The 19,256-nt window shown below is 67.6% G+C and carries 16 protein-coding genes and 1 tRNA gene; 8 read left to right on the top strand and 9 right to left on the bottom strand.

Features of this window, described 5'->3' with window-relative positions; genetic code table 11:
- From CVV76_RS23960 to CVV76_RS23950, 3 genes are all read right to left on the bottom strand, one after another.
- Positions 1-161 (bottom strand): biotin/lipoyl-containing protein (locus tag CVV76_RS23960; RefSeq protein WP_146010385.1); only part of this gene is annotated, 161 nt, incomplete at its 3' end.
- Between the two features lie 14 nt (positions 162-175).
- On the bottom strand, positions 176-1,186 hold the full coding sequence (gene pdhA, locus CVV76_RS23955; protein WP_102227204.1) for a pyruvate dehydrogenase (acetyl-transferring) E1 component subunit alpha: 1,011 nt from the start codon (positions 1,184-1,186) through the stop codon (positions 176-178).
- Positions 1,187-1,467: 281 nt separating this feature from the next.
- Positions 1,468-1,770 carry an FtsB family cell division protein gene (locus tag CVV76_RS23950; RefSeq protein WP_102227203.1) on the bottom strand — a complete coding sequence of 101 codons (303 nt, stop codon included), beginning with the start codon at positions 1,768-1,770 and terminating at the stop codon, positions 1,468-1,470.
- Between the two features lie 170 nt (positions 1,771-1,940).
- Here CVV76_RS23950 and CVV76_RS23945 point away from each other — a divergent pair, with 170 nt between their 5' ends.
- A complete protein-coding gene (locus CVV76_RS23945; protein ID WP_102227202.1) occupies positions 1,941-3,602 on the top strand; it encodes an acyl-CoA dehydrogenase family protein in 1,662 nt (553 codons plus the stop codon).
- Between the two features lie 182 nt (positions 3,603-3,784).
- Here the strand turns inward: CVV76_RS23945 and CVV76_RS23940 are convergent, their stop codons facing one another.
- The 4 genes from CVV76_RS23940 to CVV76_RS23925 form a co-directional block, all read right to left on the bottom strand.
- Positions 3,785-4,231, bottom strand: a complete 447-nt coding sequence (locus tag CVV76_RS23940; RefSeq protein ID WP_233193142.1) for a PPC domain-containing DNA-binding protein — start codon at positions 4,229-4,231, stop codon at positions 3,785-3,787.
- A gap of 2 nt (positions 4,232-4,233) precedes the next feature.
- Positions 4,234-5,163: a class I fructose-bisphosphate aldolase gene (locus CVV76_RS23935; protein ID WP_102227201.1), complete on the bottom strand. Its 930-nt coding sequence runs from the start codon at positions 5,161-5,163 to the stop codon at positions 4,234-4,236.
- A gap of 142 nt (positions 5,164-5,305) precedes the next feature.
- Positions 5,306-5,695, bottom strand: a complete 390-nt coding sequence (locus tag CVV76_RS23930) for a rhodanese-like domain-containing protein (protein ID WP_102227200.1) — start codon at positions 5,693-5,695, stop codon at positions 5,306-5,308.
- Between the two features lie 285 nt (positions 5,696-5,980).
- Positions 5,981-7,180 carry a phosphoglycerate kinase gene (locus CVV76_RS23925; protein WP_102227199.1) on the bottom strand — a complete coding sequence of 400 codons (1,200 nt, stop codon included), beginning with the start codon at positions 7,178-7,180 and terminating at the stop codon, positions 5,981-5,983.
- Between the two features lie 416 nt (positions 7,181-7,596).
- Between CVV76_RS23925 and CVV76_RS23920 the strand changes: the two genes are divergently transcribed.
- From CVV76_RS23920 to CVV76_RS23890, 7 genes are all read left to right on the top strand, one after another.
- Complete coding sequence (locus tag CVV76_RS23920; RefSeq protein WP_102227198.1) at positions 7,597-8,097, top strand: peptidylprolyl isomerase; 501 nt, start codon at positions 7,597-7,599, stop codon at positions 8,095-8,097.
- Entirely contained in the window at positions 8,090-8,716 is a 627-nt protein-coding gene (locus CVV76_RS23915) for a peptidylprolyl isomerase (protein ID WP_102227197.1), read from the top strand. The genes CVV76_RS23920 and CVV76_RS23915 overlap by 8 nt, the downstream gene beginning before the upstream one ends.
- Positions 8,717-8,942: 226 nt before the next feature.
- Positions 8,943-9,968, top strand: coding sequence for a cysteine synthase A (locus CVV76_RS23910; protein ID WP_102227196.1), 1,026 nt, complete (start codon positions 8,943-8,945; stop codon positions 9,966-9,968).
- Positions 9,969-10,036: 68 nt separating this feature from the next.
- The gene (locus CVV76_RS23905) at positions 10,037-12,556 is read left to right on the top strand and encodes a DUF3772 domain-containing protein (protein ID WP_158243243.1); all 2,520 of its coding nucleotides are present in this window, start codon (positions 10,037-10,039) and stop codon (positions 12,554-12,556) included.
- The gene (locus tag CVV76_RS23900; RefSeq protein ID WP_102227194.1) at positions 12,553-13,272 is read left to right on the top strand and encodes an alanyl-tRNA editing protein; all 720 of its coding nucleotides are present in this window, start codon (positions 12,553-12,555) and stop codon (positions 13,270-13,272) included. The genes CVV76_RS23905 and CVV76_RS23900 overlap by 4 nt, the downstream gene beginning before the upstream one ends.
- A gap of 71 nt (positions 13,273-13,343) precedes the next feature.
- The gene (locus tag CVV76_RS23895; RefSeq protein ID WP_102227205.1) at positions 13,344-15,461 is read left to right on the top strand and encodes a potassium transporter Kup; all 2,118 of its coding nucleotides are present in this window, start codon (positions 13,344-13,346) and stop codon (positions 15,459-15,461) included.
- A gap of 226 nt (positions 15,462-15,687) precedes the next feature.
- Positions 15,688-15,777, top strand: a tRNA-Ser gene (locus CVV76_RS23890).
- Between the two features lie 137 nt (positions 15,778-15,914).
- Here the strand turns inward: CVV76_RS23890 and CVV76_RS24835 are convergent.
- Together CVV76_RS24835 and CVV76_RS25080 are read right to left on the bottom strand one after the other, a co-directional pair.
- On the bottom strand, positions 15,915-16,679 hold the full coding sequence (locus CVV76_RS24835; protein ID WP_146010384.1) for a hypothetical protein: 765 nt from the start codon (positions 16,677-16,679) through the stop codon (positions 15,915-15,917).
- 580 nt (positions 16,680-17,259) lie between these two features.
- On the bottom strand, positions 17,260-19,256 hold a 1,997-nt coding region (locus CVV76_RS25080), incomplete at its 5' end, for a hypothetical protein (RefSeq protein WP_158243242.1).

Raw genomic sequence — 19,256 nt, 5'->3', positions numbered from 1 at the left:
CCCTCGTCGACGGCTTCGAATTCCATCGTCGCCTTGTCGGTCTCGATCTCGGCGATGATGTCACCGGCACTGACGGTGTCGCCCTCTTTCTTCAGCCACTTGGCCAGCGTGCCCTCTTCCATCGTGGGGCTCAGCGCGGGCATGAGAATTTCGGTTGCCATGTCTCGTCTTCCCCTCAGGCTTCCTGCGGCACTTCGGTCGCGTAGATGTCGGTCCAGAGCTCGGACACGTCCGGCTCGGGGCTTTCCTTGGCGAACTCGGCGCTGTCGTTGACGATCTTCTTGATGTCCTTGTCGATCGCCTTGAGGTCGTCGTCGGTGGCGTGCTTGCCGGTCAGGATCAGGTCACGCACGTGCTCGATCGCGTCCTTCTCCTCACGGATCTTCTGGACCTCCTCGCGGGTGCGGTACTTGGCCGGGTCCGACATGGAGTGGCCGCGGTAGCGGTAGGTCATCATCTCGAGGATGTACGGTCCCTTGCCCGAACGGCAATGCGCGACCGCCTTGGCGCCGGCTTCCTTGACCGCCAGCACGTCCATGCCGTCGACCGCCTCGCCCGAGATGCCGAAGCTCTTGCCACGCTCGAAGAAGTCTGGCGACTTGGTCGCGCGCTTCACGCTGGTGCCCATGGCGTACTGGTTGTTCTCGATCACGAAGACCACCGGCAGATCCCAGAGCTGCGCGATGTTGTAGGCCTCGTGCACCTGGCCCTGGTTCGCGGCGCCGTCGCCGAAATAGGTGAAGGTCACCCGGTCGTCGCCCTTGTACCAGTCGGAGAAGGCAAGGCCCGCGCCGATCGGCACCTGCGCGCCGACGATGCCGTGGCCGCCGTAGAAATGCTTCTCTTTCGAGAACATGTGCATCGAGCCGCCCTTGCCCTTGGAATAGCCGTCGCGGCGTCCGGTGAGCTCGGCCATCACCCCCTTCGGATCCATGCCGCAGGCCAGCATGTGGCCGTGGTCGCGGTAGGAGGTGACGCGCTTGTCGCCTTCCTCGGACGCGGCCTCGAGGCCGACGACGACCGCTTCCTGCCCGATGTAGAGGTGGCAGAAGCCGCCGATCAGGCCCATGCCATAAAGCTGGCCGGCCTTTTCCTCGAATCGACGGATCAGCAGCATGTCGCGGTAGAACTGAAGCAGCTCTTCCTTGGACGTGTTTGATTTCGAAGTGGTTTTCCGGGTGGCCATACGCGCCTCCTCCGCGGTTCATTCGCGATAGTTCAATATTAAACTATCCTATACAGGAAACCCGTCCGGGGTGCGAGGGCAAATCCGCAGCCCCGGTCGGACCAGTCCTTCCGGGCGCGATTCAGGCATGGCGAGAGGGGATTTTCAAGGGCGGTCCACATGCCCGCGCCGCCCGTGACGGGCAGCCTGCGGCGAGCAACCTGCGGCGGGGGGGGCTGTAAGGGCAGTCGTCTGTGGGGGTACTCTGCGGCGGGCGTTCGAATGCGCCGCCCCTGCCGACCCTAGCGGATGACGATCTCGTCCGCGCGCATCAGGCCCAGCACCTTGCGCGCCTGCTCGTCCAGCAGGTCGAGATCGAGGTAGTTGTCCGACAGCCGGTGCGTCTTGTTCTTGAGCGAGGCAAGCTCGGTCTTCAGCTGGTCGCGTTCGACCGTAAGGTCGCCGATCTCGGCCTCGATCCGGACCCGGCGGAAGACGCCGTAATCGCCCTGCACCGCGGCGAAGGTGAAGTAGCTCGCCAGCACGAAGGCCAGAGAGTAGAAGATCACCGGGCCCAGCGTGGGCCGCTTCTGGCTGTGGGGCATGGTGCCTCTCGATCTGCCTCTGCCCGCCCTCTGCCGGGGCGGTGCAGGGCGATAATCGCACAGCCGGGTTGCTTTGTGAATCCCGCGCCGCCATGTTTTCGCCAAGGCGCGCAGAACTTTGCGCGGCGGACACACCCGGCGGAAGGGCCGGGGAACAGGGAGGGGGTGCCATGCTGCCCGGACGCTCCGATCTTGCCGGCCACGAGGTCACCAACCAGCCCGTCGTGCGCGGCGACGCCGACCTCTGGGCGGGCGATCCCGCCTTGCGCGACGCCGCCGCGGCGCAGGGCGCCGACACTGGCCACCTCGCCACGCATGGCCGCGATCTCGGCGCCGCCGAGATGCGGGCCCTCGGGCGCGAGGCGATGCGCGTCGCCCCGGATCTGAGGCTGTTCGACGCCGGCGGGCGCAGGCTTGACGAGGTGGTCTTTCACCCGGCCTATCACCGTCTCATGGCGGCCGGGATCGGCGCGGGCTATGCCGCGCTGCCGTGGGAGGGCGTACCTGGGGGCATTACTGGCGGCGGTGCAGGGGGCCGCCATGCCACCCACGCCGCGCTGGTCTACCTGCACAGCCAGGTCGAGCCCGGCACCTGCTGCCCGATGACCATGACCTACGCCGCCGTGCCGGCGCTGCGTGCCGACCCCGCGCTTGCCGCCGACTGGGGGCCGAAGCTCGCATCGCGCAGCTACGACCCGTCCATCGCGCCGCTGGCGCAAAAGCGGGGCGCCACCCTCGGTATGGCGATGACCGAAAAACAGGGCGGCTCGGACGTGCGCGTCAATGCCACGCGGGCCGAGCCCGACCCGGCCGGCGGCACGAATGCCTACCGCCTGACCGGCCACAAGTGGTTCTGCTCGGCGCCGATGTCCGACGGGTTCCTCACCCTCGCGCAGGCGCCCGGGGGGCTCACCTGCTTCCTCGTCCCGCGCTGGCTGGACGGGGAGCGCAACGCGATCCGGCTGATGCGGCTGAAGGACAAGCTCGGCAACCGCGCCAATGCCTCGGCCGAGATCGAATATGCCGGCGCGCTGGCCTTCCGCCTGGGCGACGAGGGGGCAGGGGTGCGCACGATCATCGAGATGGTGCACCATACCCGCCTGGACACCGCGGTGGCGCCCGCCGGCCTCATGCGCGCGGCGCTGGCCGAGGCGCATCACTGGGTCGCCCACCGCACCGCCTTTCAGCGCCGCCTCGTCGACCAGCCGCTGATGCGCGCCGTCCTCGCCGATCTCGTCCTCGACTGGGAGGGGGCGACGGCCCTGGGCCTGCGCGTCGCCGCCGCCTTCGACGACCCGGCCCCCGAGGCCCGCGCCTTTGCCCGCCTCGCCGTTGCCTGCGCCAAGTTCCTCTCCAACAAGCTGTGCCCGCTGGTCACGGTCGAGGCGATTGAGGTGATGGGCGGCATGGGCTATGTCGAGGATACGGCGATGCCCTGGCTCTACCGCGAGGCGCCGCTGAACGGTATCTGGGAAGGCTCGGGCAACGTCATCTGCCTCGACATCCTGCGCACGCTTGCCCGCGAACCCGCAGCGGCCGAGGCCGTCGCGGCCGAGCTCCTCTCCGCCACCGGCGCCGACCGCGGCTACGACGCGGCCCTCAAGGCCCATGCCGACCGCTGGCCCGGCCTGCCCGAAGAGGCCGAGGCCCGCTGGTTCGCCGAAAGCCTGGCCTCGCTCCTCACCGCCGCCACGCTGATCCGTCACGCACCCGCCGCTGTGGCCGACGGCTATTGCGCCACCCGGTTGGGCGCCCCTCGCGGCCGCCTCGCGGGCACCGCACCGGGTCTCGATACCGCCGCCCTGATCGCCCGCCTGGGCGACCCGGCCTGAGCATGTCGGCCTAAGTGTCCCGGCCTGAGTATCGCGGCCTGAGCACCCCTCACTTTCTGCTCGAAAATATCCCGGGGGGAGTCGCGCGTTTCGCGCGACGGGGGGCTGGCCCCCCTGACCTCAGTCGTCGTTAATTCCCGGCGGCCCCCTCTAATCGAGGTCCCCGCAAACCCCGGCCCGCTCTAATCCTGGCCGTCGTTCCGCACCATGAACAGTTCGGCGTAGCCCGTCCGCGCATCCGCCTCCCGCAGGAACCGCACGCCGGAAACCAGCCCGATCACCACCTCCGCCGTGGTTCTGACCGCACAGCCCGCCAGAAGGTGCCCGCCGAGAACGCGCCCCTCGCTGTCTGCCACGGCGATATGCAGATGCGGCCCGTCCGCACTGAACGTCCCCGAAAGCGCCACGATCTCGAGGTTCCCGGAGATCTCAAGCGCGTCGTCGCGCCCCGCGGGCCGGATCCGCGCGCCGTCCAGACTGCCGACGCAGGTGGCGAGATATCCCGCCGCCTCCGGGGCCTTGGCGAAGGCCGCGCTCAGCGCCCCCCGCAGGTCTTCGCCGGGCAGCAGCCGCAGGCCGAGGTGGCGCGTTGCGCCCCCCGGCCAGTCGGCGCTCAGCCGGTCGGGCAAGCTCAGGCCTTGCCCTTGTAGATGTCCACCAGCTTGCCGAGCATGTCGAGCGCGTCCTCGCGCGAGCGCTGGAACGAGTTCCGCCCGATGATCGAGCCGTTGCCGCCGCCGTCGCGGATCGCGCGGGCGTCGTCATAGACGGCATCCGCGCCCTTCGACGCCCCGCCCGAGAACACGATCAGCCGCCGCCCGTTGAACGACGAGCGCACGCATTCGGCCACCCGCGCGGCCTGGGTCGAGATGTCGATGTTCGCCTTCTCGAAGGCGGCCTTGGCCTCCTTCTGCATCAGGTGGTCGGTCGACAGCTTCACCTTGATGATATGGGCGCCCAGGAGTGCCGCGATATGGGCGGCATAGGCGGCCACGTCCACCGCGGTCTCGCCCTCCTTGGTGATGGCCTCGCCGCGCGGGTAGGACCAGATCACCGTGGCGATGCCCAGGGCGGCCGCCTCGCGGCGCATCTCGACGATTTCCTCGAACATGTCGAGCGCCATGTCCGAACCGGGGTAGACGGTGAAGCCGATGGCCGAGCAGCCCAGCCGCAGCGCATCCTCGACCGAGCCGGTGATCGCCTGGTTCTTGCCCGCAGTGTCCGACATCAGCGAGTTGGCCGAGTTGACCTTGAGGATCGTGGGGATCTGCCCCGCGAAGGTGTCGGCCCCGGCCTCCAGCGGCCCCAGCGGCGCGGCATAGGCGTTCAGTCCCGCGTCGATCGCAAGCTGGTAGTGGTAATGCGGGTCATAGGCCGGCGGGTTCGGCGCGAAGCTGCGCGCGGGGCCGTGCTCGAAGCCCTGATCGACGGGCAGGATGATCATCTTGCCGGTGCCGCCGAGCTTGCCGTTCATCAGGATGCGATGAAGGTTGGCTTTCACGCCGGGGGTCTCGCCCTCGTAATTGGCAAGGATCTTCTGGACAGTTCTCGTCGCCTTCATGGGTCTTCGGTCCTTTCGGTACATGGGCCTCGGAAAAGGGGTCTAGAAGCCCCCGGGCGACCGCGCAACGGCGATTGCGCTAACGGTCTGCATTTTGGCGCAAAATGGCTCTTTCCCGGCGGATTTTCTGCCGTCTGGCGGATCATTTGCGGGTTCCCTCGGCAACCTCCATCCCGGCGCGCTTCCAGCCTCCGAAACCGCCGGTCAGGCTGGCCGTGCGCAGGCCCATCCGCCCGGCGACCTGCGCCGCCAGAAGCGAGCGCCAGCCAGAGGCGCAGTAGAAGACGAAAAGCCGGTCCTCGGCGAAATAGGGCTTGTGGTAGGGGCTCTCCGGATCGATCCAGAATTCCAGCATGCCACGCGGGGCGGCGTGCGCCCCCGGGATCATCCCCTCACGCTCCAGCTCCCGCGGGTCGCGGATGTCGACGAAGACGACATCCGGGTCGGCGCGCAGCTCCGCGCCCTCGCCGGCCGAGACCGACCGCACCTCGGCCTCGGCTTCCGCCAGCATCTGCTTGTATCCGATCGGCATCCTGGATCCTCCCTCCAATCTGTCGCGCCGACTATGCCAGAGAGGCGGGGCGTTGGGCAGGGGGAAGCGACCGCACGTGCAGGGATGCGCCGCGCAGGCCGGGAGCGGAGCGCCCCCGAGACCCGGCCGCCCGCGAAATGCGACGGGCAATCCTGAGGGGCTCGGTCCGGGTCGCCGCAGATCCGATCCGGCGAAGGTCCGGGCGGGCTGGGGCGGCGCGATGCGCAGCCCCCGGCGGCCTTCCGCCTCAGTCCCGCGCCTCAGCCCTGCGCCTCGGTCCTCTGCTCAGCCCTTGGGTTCCAGGGCCGCGACGCCGGGAAGGACCTTGCCTTCCATCCATTCGAGGAAAGCGCCCCCCGCGGTCGAGACATAGGAGAAATCGGCCGCCGCCCCGGCCTTGTTCAGCGCGGCCACGGTGTCGCCGCCCCCGGCCACCGATTTCAGCTTGCCGGCGCGGGTCAGCTCCGCCGCCTTTGCCGCGGCCGCGTTGGTGGCGGCGTCGAAGGGCTCGATCTCGAACGCGCCGAGCGGACCGTTCCAGATCAGCGTGCGACATTCGCCGAACACCTCGGCCAGCGCCTTCACCGTCTCGGGGCCGGCGTCGAGGATCATCGCGTCGGCCGGGCAGGCCTCCGCCGCGACCGTCTCATGCGCCGCATTGGCCTTGAACTCCTGCGCCACGACCACGTCGACCGGCAGGTGGATCGCGCAGCCGGCGTTGCGCGCCTTCGCAAGGATCTCGGTCGCCGTGTCGGTCATCTCGCGTTCGGCCAGGGATTTGCCGACCTCGATCCCCTTGGCCAGCAGGAAGGTGTTCGCCATGCCGCCGCCGATCACCAGGTGATCGACCTTCTCGACCAGGTTGCCCAGCAGGTCGAGCTTGGTCGACACCTTGGCGCCGCCGACGATCGCCACCACCGGCCGCTCCGGATCGCCGAGCGCCGCCTCGAGTGCCGAAAGCTCGGCCTCCATCAGCCGGCCGGCGCAGGCGGGCAGCAGCTGCGCGATCGCCTCGGTCGAGGCATGCGCCCGGTGCGCGGCCGAGAAGGCGTCGTTGACGTAGACATCCCCGAGCGCGGCCAGCGAGGCGGCCATCATAGCGTCGTTCTTTTCCTCGCCCTCGTGGAAACGGGTGTTCTCGAGCAGCAGGATCTGCCCGGGCTGAAGCGCCGAGACCGCCTCCTTGGCCGGGCCGCCGATGCAATCCTCGGCAAAGAGGACGTCATGGCCGGGAAAGGCCGCCTTCAGCGCGGGAAGGGTGACCTTCAGGCTCATCTCGGGAACGACCTTGCCCTTGGGGCGCCCGAAATGCGCCATCAGGACCGGCTTGCCGCCCTTGTCGAGAATGTCGTTCACGGTGGGAACGATCTTCTCGATGCGGGTGGCATCGGTGACCCGGCCGGCCTCGACCGGCACGTTGATGTCGACCCTGACCAGCACGGTCTTGCCGTCGAGGTTCATGTCGTCGAGCGTCTTCCAGGCCATCTGCGCCTCCCTTGGGTTGCCGCGGCCATAGAGAGCGGATTGCCCGGGCGGCGTCAACGGGCGGTCTTGTCGCGCGCCGCGCCTTTCGCCTCGGTCCGGTCCGACGCGCGCCCCGTTCCCGACCCGCCACAAGGTCCCCACAGGGTCCCCACAAGGTCCCCGCCACGGGTGCCCGGATACGGTCGGCCGCGCGCAGCTCCCTGCTTTCATTGTTCCCCAAATACGCAAGCGCCGCCTCCGCCCCGCGATCCGCGGGGACCCGGCGCGACCCCGCGCCCGATCCGCCCGCTGACGCCGCCGGGGCCCGATCTGCCCGGCAGATCGGGGCATCCGCGGAAGGCCCCTTTCCCTCGGCGCGCACTGTGGCTAGGGTGCGCCCCGACCGAAAGCTGAGGCTGACCCAGGAGGAGCCCCCCATGGCCGAGATCAAGGATCCCGAGAACACCGTCATCATCGAGCTGAAGGACGGCAAGGTCGTCATCGAGCTTCTGCCCGACGTGGCCCCCAAGCATGCCGAGCGCATGAAGGAACTGGCCCGCGCCGGCGCCTACGACGACGTGGTCTTCCACCGCGTGATCGACGGCTTCATGGCCCAGACCGGCGATGTCGAGCATGGCAAGGCCGGCGGCAACACCCGCCGCGCCGGCACCGGCGGCTCGGACCTGCCGGACCTGCCGGCCGAGTTCAGCCGCATCCCGCATGACCGCGGCACGCTGGGCGCCGCGCGTTCGCAGAACCCGAACTCGGCCAACAGCCAGTTCTTCATCAACTTCAAGGACAACCATTTCCTCAACGGCCAGTACACCGTCTACGGCCGGGTGATCGACGGGATGGAGCATGTCGACGCGATCGTGCGTGGCGAGCCGCCGGCCAACCCCGACAAGATGATCTCGGTCAAGGTCGCCTCGGATGTCTGATCGGCGGGTCTTCCTGGGCCTCGCGGGGGCCGGCGCGCTGGCGCTGGCCGCGATGGTCACGCTGGGTGGCGAGCAGCCCGCGCGGGCCGACACCGCCCCCGCCGACACCCCCGGTCCGAACCTGGTGATCCAGGTCGACGGCGCCTCGGGCAAGGACAAGGGCACGGTGGTGATCGACCTCCTGCCCAAGGTCGCACCCAAGGCGGTGGCGCAGGTCGTGAAACTTGCCAAGGAGGGCAAGTACGACGGCGTGGTCTTCCACCGGGTGATCGACGGCTTCATGGCGCAGACCGGCGATGTCGAATACGGCAAGCACGGTGGCGATCTCGCACGCGCGGGCGTCGGCGGCTCGTCGCTGCCGGACCTGCCGGCAGAGTTCTCGAAGGTGCCCTACGTGCGCGGCACGGTGGGCATGGCCCGGACACAGGATCCGAACTCGGCCAACAGCCAGTTCTTCATCATGTTCGCGCCGGCCTCGAACCTGAACGGCCAGTACACGGTGATCGGCCGTGTCATCAAGGGCATGGACGTGGTCGACGCCATCAAGAAGGGCGACCAGGCACAGAACGGCAAGGTGAGCGACCCGGACTACATGGCGAAGGTCACCGTCCAGGAGTGAGCCAGGGGCAGGGCGCCCCTGAGCCGAGGCCCCTCCGCGCGCGTCCCGGTGCGTCGGGACGCGACTTTCCGGGCGTATTTCGGCAAGAAAGATGCCGGAAGGGTCAGATTATCGTGGCGCGGTCCTTGGCGGGGCCGCGCCTTTGTCTATCTGGGACACGGCGGGGCGGTTGCGCCCGGGAGGCGGCGCCCCTATCAACAGGGCGCGGGAGCACAGGAGAGAAGCGATGCGCATCTGCAACGATCTGGCCGAGGCGGTGGGCAAGACCCCCCTTATCAAGCTGAAAGCGGCGTCCGAGCGGACCGGTTGCACGATCCTCGGCAAGGCTGAGTTCCTGAACCCGGGCCAGTCGGTCAAGGACCGGGCCGCGCTCTACATCATCCGCGACGCGGTGGCGCGCGGGGCGCTGGAACCCGGCGGCACCATCGTCGAGGGCACGGCGGGCAACACCGGGATCGGCATCGCGCTGGTGGGCGCGTCCATGGGGTTCCGGTCGGTGATCGTGATCCCCGAGACGCAGAGCCAGGAAAAGAAGGACATGCTTCGCCTGGCGGGGGCCGAGCTGGTCGAGGTTCCGGCCAAGCCCTACAAGGACATCAACAACTACATCCGCTATTCGCAGCGCCTGGCCGAGGCCCTGGCCAAGACCGAGCCGAAGGGCGCGATCTGGGCCAACCAGTTCGACAACGTTGCGAACCGCCAGGCGCATATCGAGACGACGGGCCCCGAGATCTGGGAACAGACCCAGGGCCGCGTGGACGGTTTCATCTGCGCCGTGGGTTCGGGCGGGACACTGGCGGGAACGGCGATGGCGCTGCAGCCCAAGGGCGTGAAGGTGGGCCTTGCCGACCCCGAGGGGGCGGGCCTCCTGAAGCTCTACACCGGGCAGGAGAACCCCGGGGATTCGATCACCGAGGGGATCGGGCAGGGCCGGATCACCGCCAACCTTGAAGGGTTCACCCCCGACATGGCGTGGCGCATCCCGGATGCCGAGGCGCTGCCGGTCGTCTTCGACCTGTTGTCGCAAGAAGGGCTGTGCATGGGCGGCTCGACCGGGGTGAACGTCGCCGGCGCGATCCGCATGGCCGAGGAGATGGGGCCGGGCCACACCATCGTCACGGTGCTGTGCGACTATGGCACACGCTACCAGTCGAAGCTCTGGAACCCGGCGTTCCTGCGCGGCAAGGGGCTGCCGGTGCCGGACTGGCTCGACCGTGCGCCGGCCAGCCTGCCCACAGTCTTCGAGGGCTGAAGATGCGGCGCTGGCGCAGACCCGGAAGGGGCGCGCCGACCCGCGCCCTGACGCCCGCGCCGCGGGGCATGCGCAGGCGTGCCCGCGGCGGTCTCGCCGCGCTTCTGCTGGCGGTGCTCATGGCGGCGATGCTGTCGGGGGTTCAGCCGCTCCGCGCGCAGGATCAGCCCGCGCCCGGGGCGCTGGCACCGGGCCAGACCCAGCAGTCGACCACCGCCGCCCAGCAACAGAAACCGCAGGCTCCGCCGGATTTCTCGGCCTGGGAAACGGCCGCCAAGCGGGCCGAGTCGATCATCAACAACCCGCGCACGACCAATGTCGGGCTGGAGCAGCAGCGCCAGCTTCTGGTCAACTGGCGGGCCAAGTTCCAGGACGCGCAGAGCCTCAACAAGACCCGGATCGAGACCCTCCAGACCCAGATCGATGCGCTGGGGCCCGCACCGAAGGAGGGCAAGACCGAGGCCCCCGAGGTCGCCAAGCGGCGCGATGAGCTGAACAAGCAGCTCGCCCAGCTCAAGGCGCCCGGTCAGACCGCGGAAGAGGCCTATTCCCGCGCCGACGGCCTGATCCGCGAGATCGATGGCATCATCCGCGACCGGCAGGCGGCGGCGCTGATGCAGCTCTGGCCTTCGCCGGTAAACCCGGTCAACTGGCCCGCTGCGCTGAAGACCACGACCCACACCCTGGCCACGCTCTGGCAGGAGGGGGCGGATGCCTGGCAAAGCCCCAGCCTGCGCGAACAGATGCGGTCGAACATTCCGCTGATCCTGTTCTACCTGTTCTTCGCGGTGCTCCTGCTGGCACGCGGCCGGGTCTGGTTCGACGCGATCACGATGCGGCTGCAGCGCAACGCCTCGGCGCATGGGCGCAAGGTGGGGGTGATCGTGCTGTCGCTGGGCGGGCTGGTGGTGCCGATGATCGGCCTCGTCAGCCTGGTCGAGGCGGTGCGTTCCAGCGGCATGATCGGCAGCGTCGGCAACGAGGTGCTTTCCGCGCTGCCGGTGGCCGGTTTCATCCTGTTCTCGGCGGTCTGGATCGGCGGCCGGGTGTTCCCAAAGGGCGACGTCGCCAACCCTCCGTTCCGCCTGTCGCTGGAACGGAGGGCCGAGGGCCGGGTGCATGTCGGTCTTCTGGGGCTGATGCTGGCGCTAAACACCATGCGCAAGATGGCGCTGGTGCCGCCAGACGGCGTGAACGCCAGCGCGGCGAACGCGGTGCTGGCCTTCCCGCTGCTGCTGATCACCGGGATCGTGCTGGTGCGGCTGGGCCAGCTGCTGCGCCGTCACGAGGCGAATGCCGGCGCTGCCGAGGAGGAGACGACCACCTACCGCGACTGGGTGACCGGGCTGGTGGGGCGGTTGCTGATCGTGCTGGGGATCGGTGCGCCGATCTTCGCCGCAATCGGCTACGTGCCGGCCGCCACGGCGGTGCTCTATCCCGCCACGGTGTCGCTGGCGCTGCTGGCGATCCTGCTGATCTTGCAGGTACTGATCACCGATCTCTACGCCGCGATCGCGCGCAGCGAGCAGCGGGCCGAGGAATCGCTGATCCCCGTGCTTGCGGGCTTCTTCGTCGTGCTGCTGTCGCTACCGCTCTTCGCGCTGATCTGGGGCGCCCGGGTGTCCGACCTGGCCGAGCTCTGGACCCGCGCACAGGCCGGCTTCACCATCGGATCGACCAAGATCTCGCCGTCGAACTTCCTGGTCTTCGTGATCGTCTTCGCGATCGGCTACACCGTGACCCGGCTGGTGCAGGGCGCGCTGCGGTCGAGCGTGCTGCCCAAGACGCGGATGGACCAGGGCGGGCAGAACGCGATCGTCTCGGGGATGGGCTATCTCGGCATATTCCTCGCGGCGGTGGGCGCGATCACCTCGGCGGGGATCGACCTGTCGTCGCTGGCGATCGTCGCGGGCGCGCTGTCGGTGGGCATCGGCTTCGGCCTGCAGAACATCGTGTCGAACTTCGTCTCCGGCATTATCCTGCTGATCGAGCGCCCGGTGAGCGAGGGCGACTGGATCGAGGTCGGCTCGACCATGGGCACCGTGCGCTCCATCTCGGTCCGCTCGACCCGGATCCAGACCTTCGACCGAACCGACGTGATCGTGCCCAACTCGGACCTGATCACTGGCGTGGTGACGAACTGGACGCGGTTCAGCCTGAACGGGCGCCTGATCGTTCCGGTGGGGGTGGCCTATGGCACCGACACCCGCAAGGTCGAGAAGATCCTGATGGAGATCGCCCAGGATCAGCCGCTGGTCACCGTGAACCCGCCGCCGGCGGTGGTGTTCACGGCCTTCGGCGCGGACAGCCTGGATTTCGAGATCCGGGTGATCCTGCGCGACGTCAACTTCATCCTTCAGGTCAAGTCGGACATGAACCACGAGATCGCCCGCCGCTTCGCCGAGGAGGGGATCGAGATCCCCTTCGCGCAGCGCGATCTGTGGTTGCGCAACCCCGAGACGATCTGGGAACATCGCCGGGCCCGGCCGAAGACACCGACCGACCCGGACACTGCGGCCCCCGACCCGGAGGCCGAAGCGAAGCCGATGTCCGAGGCCGCCAAGCCCGATCTGGATGACATGACATGACCACCGAGATGCTCTACCGCGAAGATCCCTACCTCGAGGAGGCCGAGGCCACCGTGCTGGCCCACACGCAGGAGGGGGGGATCGTTCTCGACCGGACGGTGTTCTACCCCACCGGGGGCGGCCAGCCGGGCGATAGCGGGCGCATCCTGTGGCCCGGCGGGCGGTTGCAGATCGCGACGACGGTCAAGGGCGATGCCGGCGCGATCGTGCTGGTGCCGGGCGGGGCCGAGCTGCCCGAGGTGGGCAGCACCGTGACGCAACAGCTCGACTGGTCGCGCCGCCACCGCCACATGCGGATGCACACCGCGCTGCACCTGCTGTCGGTGGTCATCCCGCTGCCGGTGACCGGCGGCCAGATCGGCGCAGACAAGGGGCGGCTCGATTTCGACATGCCCGACCCGCTGGGCGATCCCGCGGCGATCGAGGCAGAGCTGAACGGGTTGATCGACCGTGACCTGCCGGTGGCCGAGGAATGGATCACCGAAGAGGAACTCGACGCCAGCCCGCACCTGGTCAAGACGATGGCGGTGGCGCCGCCGCGCGGGCAGGGCGCGGTGCGTCTGGTCCGGATCGGCCCGCGCGAGGCGCTGGTCGACCTCCAGCCCTGCGGCGGCACCCATGTCGCCCGCACCGGAGAGATCGGGGCGGTCAGCCTCGGCAAGGTCGAGAAGAAGGGGCGGCAGAACCGCCGGGTCTCGATCCTCCTCGAAAGCTGAGCGTTGCTGTACCGCGGGACCCGCAGGGCAGCCCCCGGCGTTACATCGCGCAATTGTTTCGGCAGGTCGAGATGAAGGTCGAACGCAACAGCCCGGAAAACCCCGCCTCGGAGGGGCAGGAAAGCCCCCGGGAGGACACCCCCGCGACGGGCACGGTCCTTGCCGAGGATGCGCCGAAGGGCGCGGAGGAGGGCGCCCCCGCAACTCCCCCCGAGACGGCACCCGAGACGGCACCCGAGACGGCAGCCGAAGATCCGCCGGAGGATCCAGCCGATGCCAATGCCGACATCGCCCTGCTGATCGGCGACGACGACTCCGAAGAACATCACGGCCCCGCCCGGGGCGGCCTCGCGGCGCTGGCGCTGGGGGCGATCGGGGTGGTCTACGGCGACATCGGCACCTCGCCGATCTACGCCCTGCGCGAGGCGCTTCGCCCCGTCGCCAAGAACGGCATGATCGACAGCGAGGTGATCGGCCTTTGCTCGGTGATGATCTGGACGCTGGTGATTATCGTCACCCTGAAATACGTGACTTTCCTCCTGCGCGCCGACAACCGGGGCGAGGGCGGGGTGCTGGCGCTCTACACCCTCGTGCGGCTGGCGCTCGGGCGCCGCTCGCTCTGGCTGCTGGGGCTGGGCATCGCGGGCGCCGCGCTGTTCTTCGGCGACGCGATCATCACCCCCGCGATCTCGGTCCTCTCGGCCGTCGAGGGGCTGGAGCTGATCGCGCCGCCGCTGGCCGGGTTCGTGTTGCCGGTGACGCTCGGCATCCTCGCCGCGCTGTTTCTGGTGCAGCGCCATGGTACGGCGGCGATCTCGGCCGCCTTCGGGCCGATCACCGCGCTGTGGTTCGTGGTGCTCGCCGCGACCGGCCTGTGGCACGTCGCGCAGGGGCCCGGGGTGCTCTGGGCGCTCGACCCGCGCTACGCGGCCTGGTTCCTGGCCTTCGAGGGGCCGAAGACCTTCCTCGTTCTCGGCGCCGTCTTCCTGGCCGTCACCGGGGCCGAGGCGCTCTATGCCGATCTCGGCCATTTCGGCCGGGCGCCGATCCGCATCGCCTGGTACGCCGTGGTCTTCCCGGCGCTGACGCTCAACTACCTCGGCCAGGCCGCGCTGGTGATGGCCGATCCGGCCGCGCTGAAGAACCCCTTCTTCCTCATGGTGCCCGGCTGGGCGCTGCCCTTCCTCGTGATCCTCGCCACCTGTGCCACGGTGATCGCGGCGCAGGCGGTGATCTCGGGCGCCTTCTCGATGATGCGGGCTGCGATCCAGCTGGGCTTCCTGCCGCGGCTGTCGATCCTGCACACCTCGGAAAGCCAGTCGGGCCAGATCTACATTCCCGCGCTGAACTGGCTGTTGTTCGTGGGCGTGATCTGGCTGGTGCTGGGCTTCCGGTCCTCCGATGCGCTGGCGTCGGCCTATGGCATCGCGGTGACCGGCACGATGATCGTCACGACCGCGTTGGCCATCACGCTGGCGCGCAGGGCCTGGAGGGTCAATCCCGCGCTGATCGCCCTGGCCGCGGTGCCGCTGCTGGCGCTGGAGCTTGCCTTCCTCGCCGCCAACCTGACCAAGCTGCCCGACGGCGGCTACGTTCCGGTCACGCTGGCGGTCGTGCTGGGCGTCGCCATGGCGGCATGGTGGCGCGGTGTGCAGGTCGTTTCGCGCCGGGAGCGGGGCGAGAAGGTCGACCTGGAAACCTTCGTCGGGTCGCTCGCGGACAGTACTGCCGCCCGGGTCGAGGGCACGGCCTTCTTCCTGACCTCCGATCCCTCGGCGGTTCCCTCGACACTGCTGCACAACCTCAAGCACAATCGCGTGCTCCACGCCCAGAACGTGATCCTGACGGTCGAGACGCTGCGGGTTCCCGTCGCGCGCCCGGACGAGCGTGCGCAATACGACCCGATCGACGAGAGCTTCTCGCGCCTCACCCTCAGCTTCGGGTACATGGAGATGCCGAACCTCGGCCGCGCGCTGATCGAGGCGCGGCGCGCCGGGCTGAAGTTCGACGTCATGTCCTCGACCTTCTTCCTCGGCCGCCGCAAGCTTGTGCCCGGGGCGCGCCGCGGCCTGCGCCGGCTGGCGGATCGGCTGTTCATCGGGCTCGCCCGGTTCTCGGCCGATCCCAGCGAGTTCTACTCGCTGCCGCGCAACCTCGTGGTCGAGTTCGGAACCCGGATGAAGCTCTGACCGGGCGTCTCCGGTGCGGGGCGTCCCTTGGCGCCCGCGTGGGGCCATGGGGCAGGGGGCACTACCCTCCCTCTGCAACCCCCAGAAGCCGGGCCTCTCCGCCTGCGGCGGCCAGGTCGTCACCGGGCGGTCACCGCACCCTCGGGGCCTCGTGTTCGATCGACATGCACCAGCCTGCCCGCCGGGGCTTGCAGCCCCGGGCGCGGGACGCTAGAGAAACGCTCACGGAGCGGTGGCCGAGTGGTCGAAGGCGCACGCCTGGAAAGTGTGTAGGCGGGAGACCGTCTCGAGGGTTCGAATCCCTCTCGCTCCGCCACTTGCCCGACCAGTTGATCTTGCATGACTTTTCGTCGCGGATCGTGGGGCGTTGCTGTGGCGGCGCGCCAGCTTCTGCACAGATGTTCTCTAGCTTCTGCACGGAAAATTTTGAGCTTAGGCCTTAAGGTTGGCGCATCATTCTTTGGCGCTCGCATCACGGTGACCTAGCTCAAGGCAATCGATGCTTTTCAACGCTGCGCGATTGAACACTACGACGTGATCACCTTGTTTTGCCACCACATCGTTGTCGAGAAACTGGATCAACCTCGCCTGAGTTTGTTGTCCATCTACCATGAACTTACACTCGACGCCTCGATGAAAAAGGGCAGAAGCTAAGCCAACGATGAAGGCGGCGACAACAAAATATGCGGACATCTCGATCAGCTCTGCACGCCTGATCTGGCTATACCTGTCCAAGATGATAATCGTCTCGGTCAGTCGCCAAGCCAGTCCGAAAAAGATGATGAGCATTATGTACAGTAGCGCAAAGGTCGCGAGAGCCGCAGTCCAGACGTGCGCTTTCAATAGATACTGGATCGTGCCGTTCGCCCCAAGGACGAAAAGCAAAACTAAAAATGTAGGTAATATCACGATCACCGAAGGTAAAAGCCTCAAGTTAAATCGAAAAAACCAACTTTCATGGAATCTTGAGCCTTGCTTGACGCTTTTTGCTAGCCAGTGGCCGACATCGACAAGCAAAAAGGCGCCTCCCCCCAAAAAGGGAAAAAGTATTATTGCGTTAAAGATTAGTGTTTTGACTGATGTCAGGTAAATTAGGTCTTTTAGGAAAAAAGAGAGATAAGCCTCTTCATATACAAAGGACAAAAGCAGCGCAAACCCAAGCAGATTGGTGCGGGTTAGTACCTGATCACGCGAGAGATAGGGGCCGTCGCCATTCATGAGTACACCTGAAAAGTGGGAACTCTGACTACTAAACGCATTTCTAAACTGGTGTCATGTCCTTAGATTATTGTGGCTCGCCACCGGTTCTTGCAGAGTTTGACACGGAAACCTGCAGCAGAGCGGTTTTGGCGACGGGGGCCGGAAGGGACCGGTGAAGGGTGCGTTAAAGCCGGACTGAACGCCCCCTTCAAGATGACCCCGCGGGCTGGTGTCTGAGCGGGTCGCCGCCTCCAGGAGCGCTGCCGATTGCGGCACCTGCCACAGGGGGCTAGGGCATGGGGGAAGGTGAGCCGACTGCCTTCATTGCGGAAGCGCCAACGAGAGCCAAAGCGCCCGAGGCGCTTCCGCAGCCTTTTCGGTGACCGATGACGGGGCCGGCACCTGGGCAGGAAGCAGCCGACAGTACGTTGGGAAATTTGCGGCGCCCGCCCTGTCGTTCTATCCTGCCGGGCGAAGGATGTCCGATCCCTTCATTGCGGAGGCGCCTTGAACCTTCCCCAAAGGACTCGCGGGCGCTTCCGCACTTCCCTTCCCCGACGCACTGAACAATGCCCGGCGCAGTCGCCCGCCCCCCCCCTCACACCATCGCATGCGGCCCGAGGGCCAGGGTCGCGTCAGTCCAGCCGTAGTCATCGTTCCCGCCGCTGAAGGGCCTGACATAGATCACCGGATCGGTGCGGCCGATGTAGAGCGCATTGCCGCTGTCGACCACCGGCGTCGGGTCAAAGCTTACGGCGGCCATGTGGGGCGAGTTGCCACCCGTCCCCGGGGAACCATTCGGGAAGCCCCGGTTGCGGGTGGCCGACCAGGTGCCGTCCGGCTGGAGATACCGCTCGGCATTGGTCGAGCCGTTGAACAGCCGCACCTCGATGCCGAACGCGCCGCTGCCGACAAGCTGGAGCGCCGCAGTGAACTGCGTCAGCCCGGTCAGATCCTGACCCCCGAAGTTCCAGAACAGCGGGTTGGCGTCCGTTTCGTAATCGGCGCCCCCGGTGAAGGGCGAGGTGCCGTAGGTCAGCGTGCCGCCGATGGCCACCTGGGCGAACTTCGCCGTGTCGCGGTCGAGGCAGCGGTAGATCCCCCTGGGCACGGCCACCTGGCCCGCCGGATCCCAGTGGAGGCACCGGCCGACCAGCTCCTTCCGCACGCCCAGGCTGTCCCTGTAGACCTGCCGCAGGTAGCGCGGATTGAAGACCGGCGAGGTGGTCAGGAGCGCGTCCGGGTAGACGTCCCACTTCTGGTTCTTCACCGGCGTGATCGGGCAGACGACCGGCTGGCCACCGGTGCGGGTGACCGAGGTGCCCTCGTAGAGCCGCCCGGTGATCGGCAGGTATTGAACCGTGCCGTCGATCTGGAAGGTCAGGTAGCCGATCCGGTCGTCCGGCGTGGTGAACGAAATGCTGTTCTGTCCCTCGGGCACCACCAGAGTTCCATCGGGCGCGTAGAGCGGGCTGGTGTCGGCCCGAATGCTGAAGGCCCCCTTCGTCGCGATGGTGACCGTGTAGCGGTCATCGGCGTTTCCAGATCGGTTGCCGAGGAAGTAGTAGTTGTTGGTGTCCGTGAACTCGACGTAGCGCCCGTCCTTGTCGCTCAGCGGGCTGGCGGCGATGTCCGTCGCGAACCGCAGGCTGTTCTCGATGTCGTCGCGGTAGACCACCGGCACCGGCTCGAAGTCACCAGCCCCTGCCGCCCCACGCGGCGTGCTGCCCCAGGCAAAGGGGGCATCCGAGATGTCCCCGGTGCCGTACTCGGAATAGGACACATGGCCGGGAAGCTTGTCCCAGAAGCCGTTGGCCTGCGCCTCGTGCTGCAAATCAGCAACGAGGAAATAATCCGGGATTGGCAGGTCGGCGGCGGCGCAGATCATCGCGGAGCCGACCCGGTGGCCCTCGGCCGTCGGGTGGATGTAGTTGCCGGTGCCGCCGTTGTCGTCTGCATTGGGGTAGTAGAACTGCTTGTAGAGATCCTCGTCCTCGATCAGCGTCTCGGCATTCCAATCGCCGATGAAGACATGCGGGTTCTCCCGCGCCGCCTTGTAGAAGGCCTGGGCGCAGAGATCCCAGGCCGCTTGCTGATCGGCATTCGGCCCGTTGCGGTAATGGCCCCGCATCTCCAGGAACACGAGGAGCGGTTTGTTCTCCGCCTCCGTCAGTGCCACGATCCGCTCGAAGGCCGGGATCGTGTAGGTGGTGACAGAGCCGGTCCCTTTCCCGGCGTCGTTAGCAGGTCCGCCGTAGACGTAAAAATCCACGTCATCACGGTCGAAGACCGCATCGACCCCGGAGAAGCCGTCAATGGCTACGCCTGCAACATTGCTGCCTCCGTTTTCAGTGTCACTGTTCGCGGCCCGCACGTTCATCAACTGGTACAGCGCCGATCCACCATAGGTGGCACGGATCTCACCGATGCCGGTGCGGCCGGGCCGGTGCGAGGCGATGCGCGAGACATAGGCATAACCACTCGCCGGGGGTTGCAGCGTGACGCTGTGCACCACGTCGTCGAGCCCGTCGAAGGAGGCGACGATATCGGCCTGCTGGGCGCCGTTGCAGTCCAGCGTGGCCACGGTCACGCCGT

The sequence above is a fragment of the Acidimangrovimonas sediminis genome (assembly GCF_002871005.1).
Lineage (GTDB): Bacteria > Pseudomonadota > Alphaproteobacteria > Rhodobacterales > Rhodobacteraceae > Acidimangrovimonas > Acidimangrovimonas sediminis.
The sequence above is the reverse complement of the archived record's forward strand: the minus strand, read 5'-3'. Positions and strand labels throughout refer to the sequence as shown.

Excerpts from the sequence above, each read along its gene's own strand:
- pdhA (WP_102227204.1), bottom strand. The coding sequence starts at position 1,186 with ATGGCCACCCGGAAAACCACTTCGAAATCAAACACGTCCAAGGAAGAG.
- CVV76_RS23950 (WP_102227203.1), bottom strand. The coding sequence starts at position 1,770 with ATGCCCCACAGCCAGAAGCGGCCCACGCTGGGCCCGGTGATCTTCTAC.
- CVV76_RS23945 (WP_102227202.1), top strand. The coding sequence starts at position 1,941 with ATGCTGCCCGGACGCTCCGATCTTGCCGGCCACGAGGTCACCAACCAG.
- CVV76_RS23935 (WP_102227201.1), bottom strand. The coding sequence starts at position 5,163 with ATGAAGGCGACGAGAACTGTCCAGAAGATCCTTGCCAATTACGAGGGC.
- CVV76_RS23930 (WP_102227200.1), bottom strand. The coding sequence starts at position 5,695 with ATGCCGATCGGATACAAGCAGATGCTGGCGGAAGCCGAGGCCGAGGTG.
- CVV76_RS23925 (WP_102227199.1), bottom strand. The coding sequence starts at position 7,180 with ATGGCCTGGAAGACGCTCGACGACATGAACCTCGACGGCAAGACCGTG.
- CVV76_RS23920 (WP_102227198.1), top strand. The coding sequence starts at position 7,597 with ATGGCCGAGATCAAGGATCCCGAGAACACCGTCATCATCGAGCTGAAG.
- CVV76_RS23915 (WP_102227197.1), top strand. The coding sequence starts at position 8,090 with ATGTCTGATCGGCGGGTCTTCCTGGGCCTCGCGGGGGCCGGCGCGCTG.
- CVV76_RS23910 (WP_102227196.1), top strand. The coding sequence starts at position 8,943 with ATGCGCATCTGCAACGATCTGGCCGAGGCGGTGGGCAAGACCCCCCTT.
- CVV76_RS23905 (WP_158243243.1), top strand. The coding sequence starts at position 10,037 with ATGCGCAGGCGTGCCCGCGGCGGTCTCGCCGCGCTTCTGCTGGCGGTG.
- CVV76_RS23900 (WP_102227194.1), top strand. The coding sequence starts at position 12,553 with ATGACCACCGAGATGCTCTACCGCGAAGATCCCTACCTCGAGGAGGCC.
- CVV76_RS23895 (WP_102227205.1), top strand. The coding sequence starts at position 13,344 with ATGAAGGTCGAACGCAACAGCCCGGAAAACCCCGCCTCGGAGGGGCAG.
- CVV76_RS24835 (WP_146010384.1), bottom strand. The coding sequence starts at position 16,679 with ATGAATGGCGACGGCCCCTATCTCTCGCGTGATCAGGTACTAACCCGC.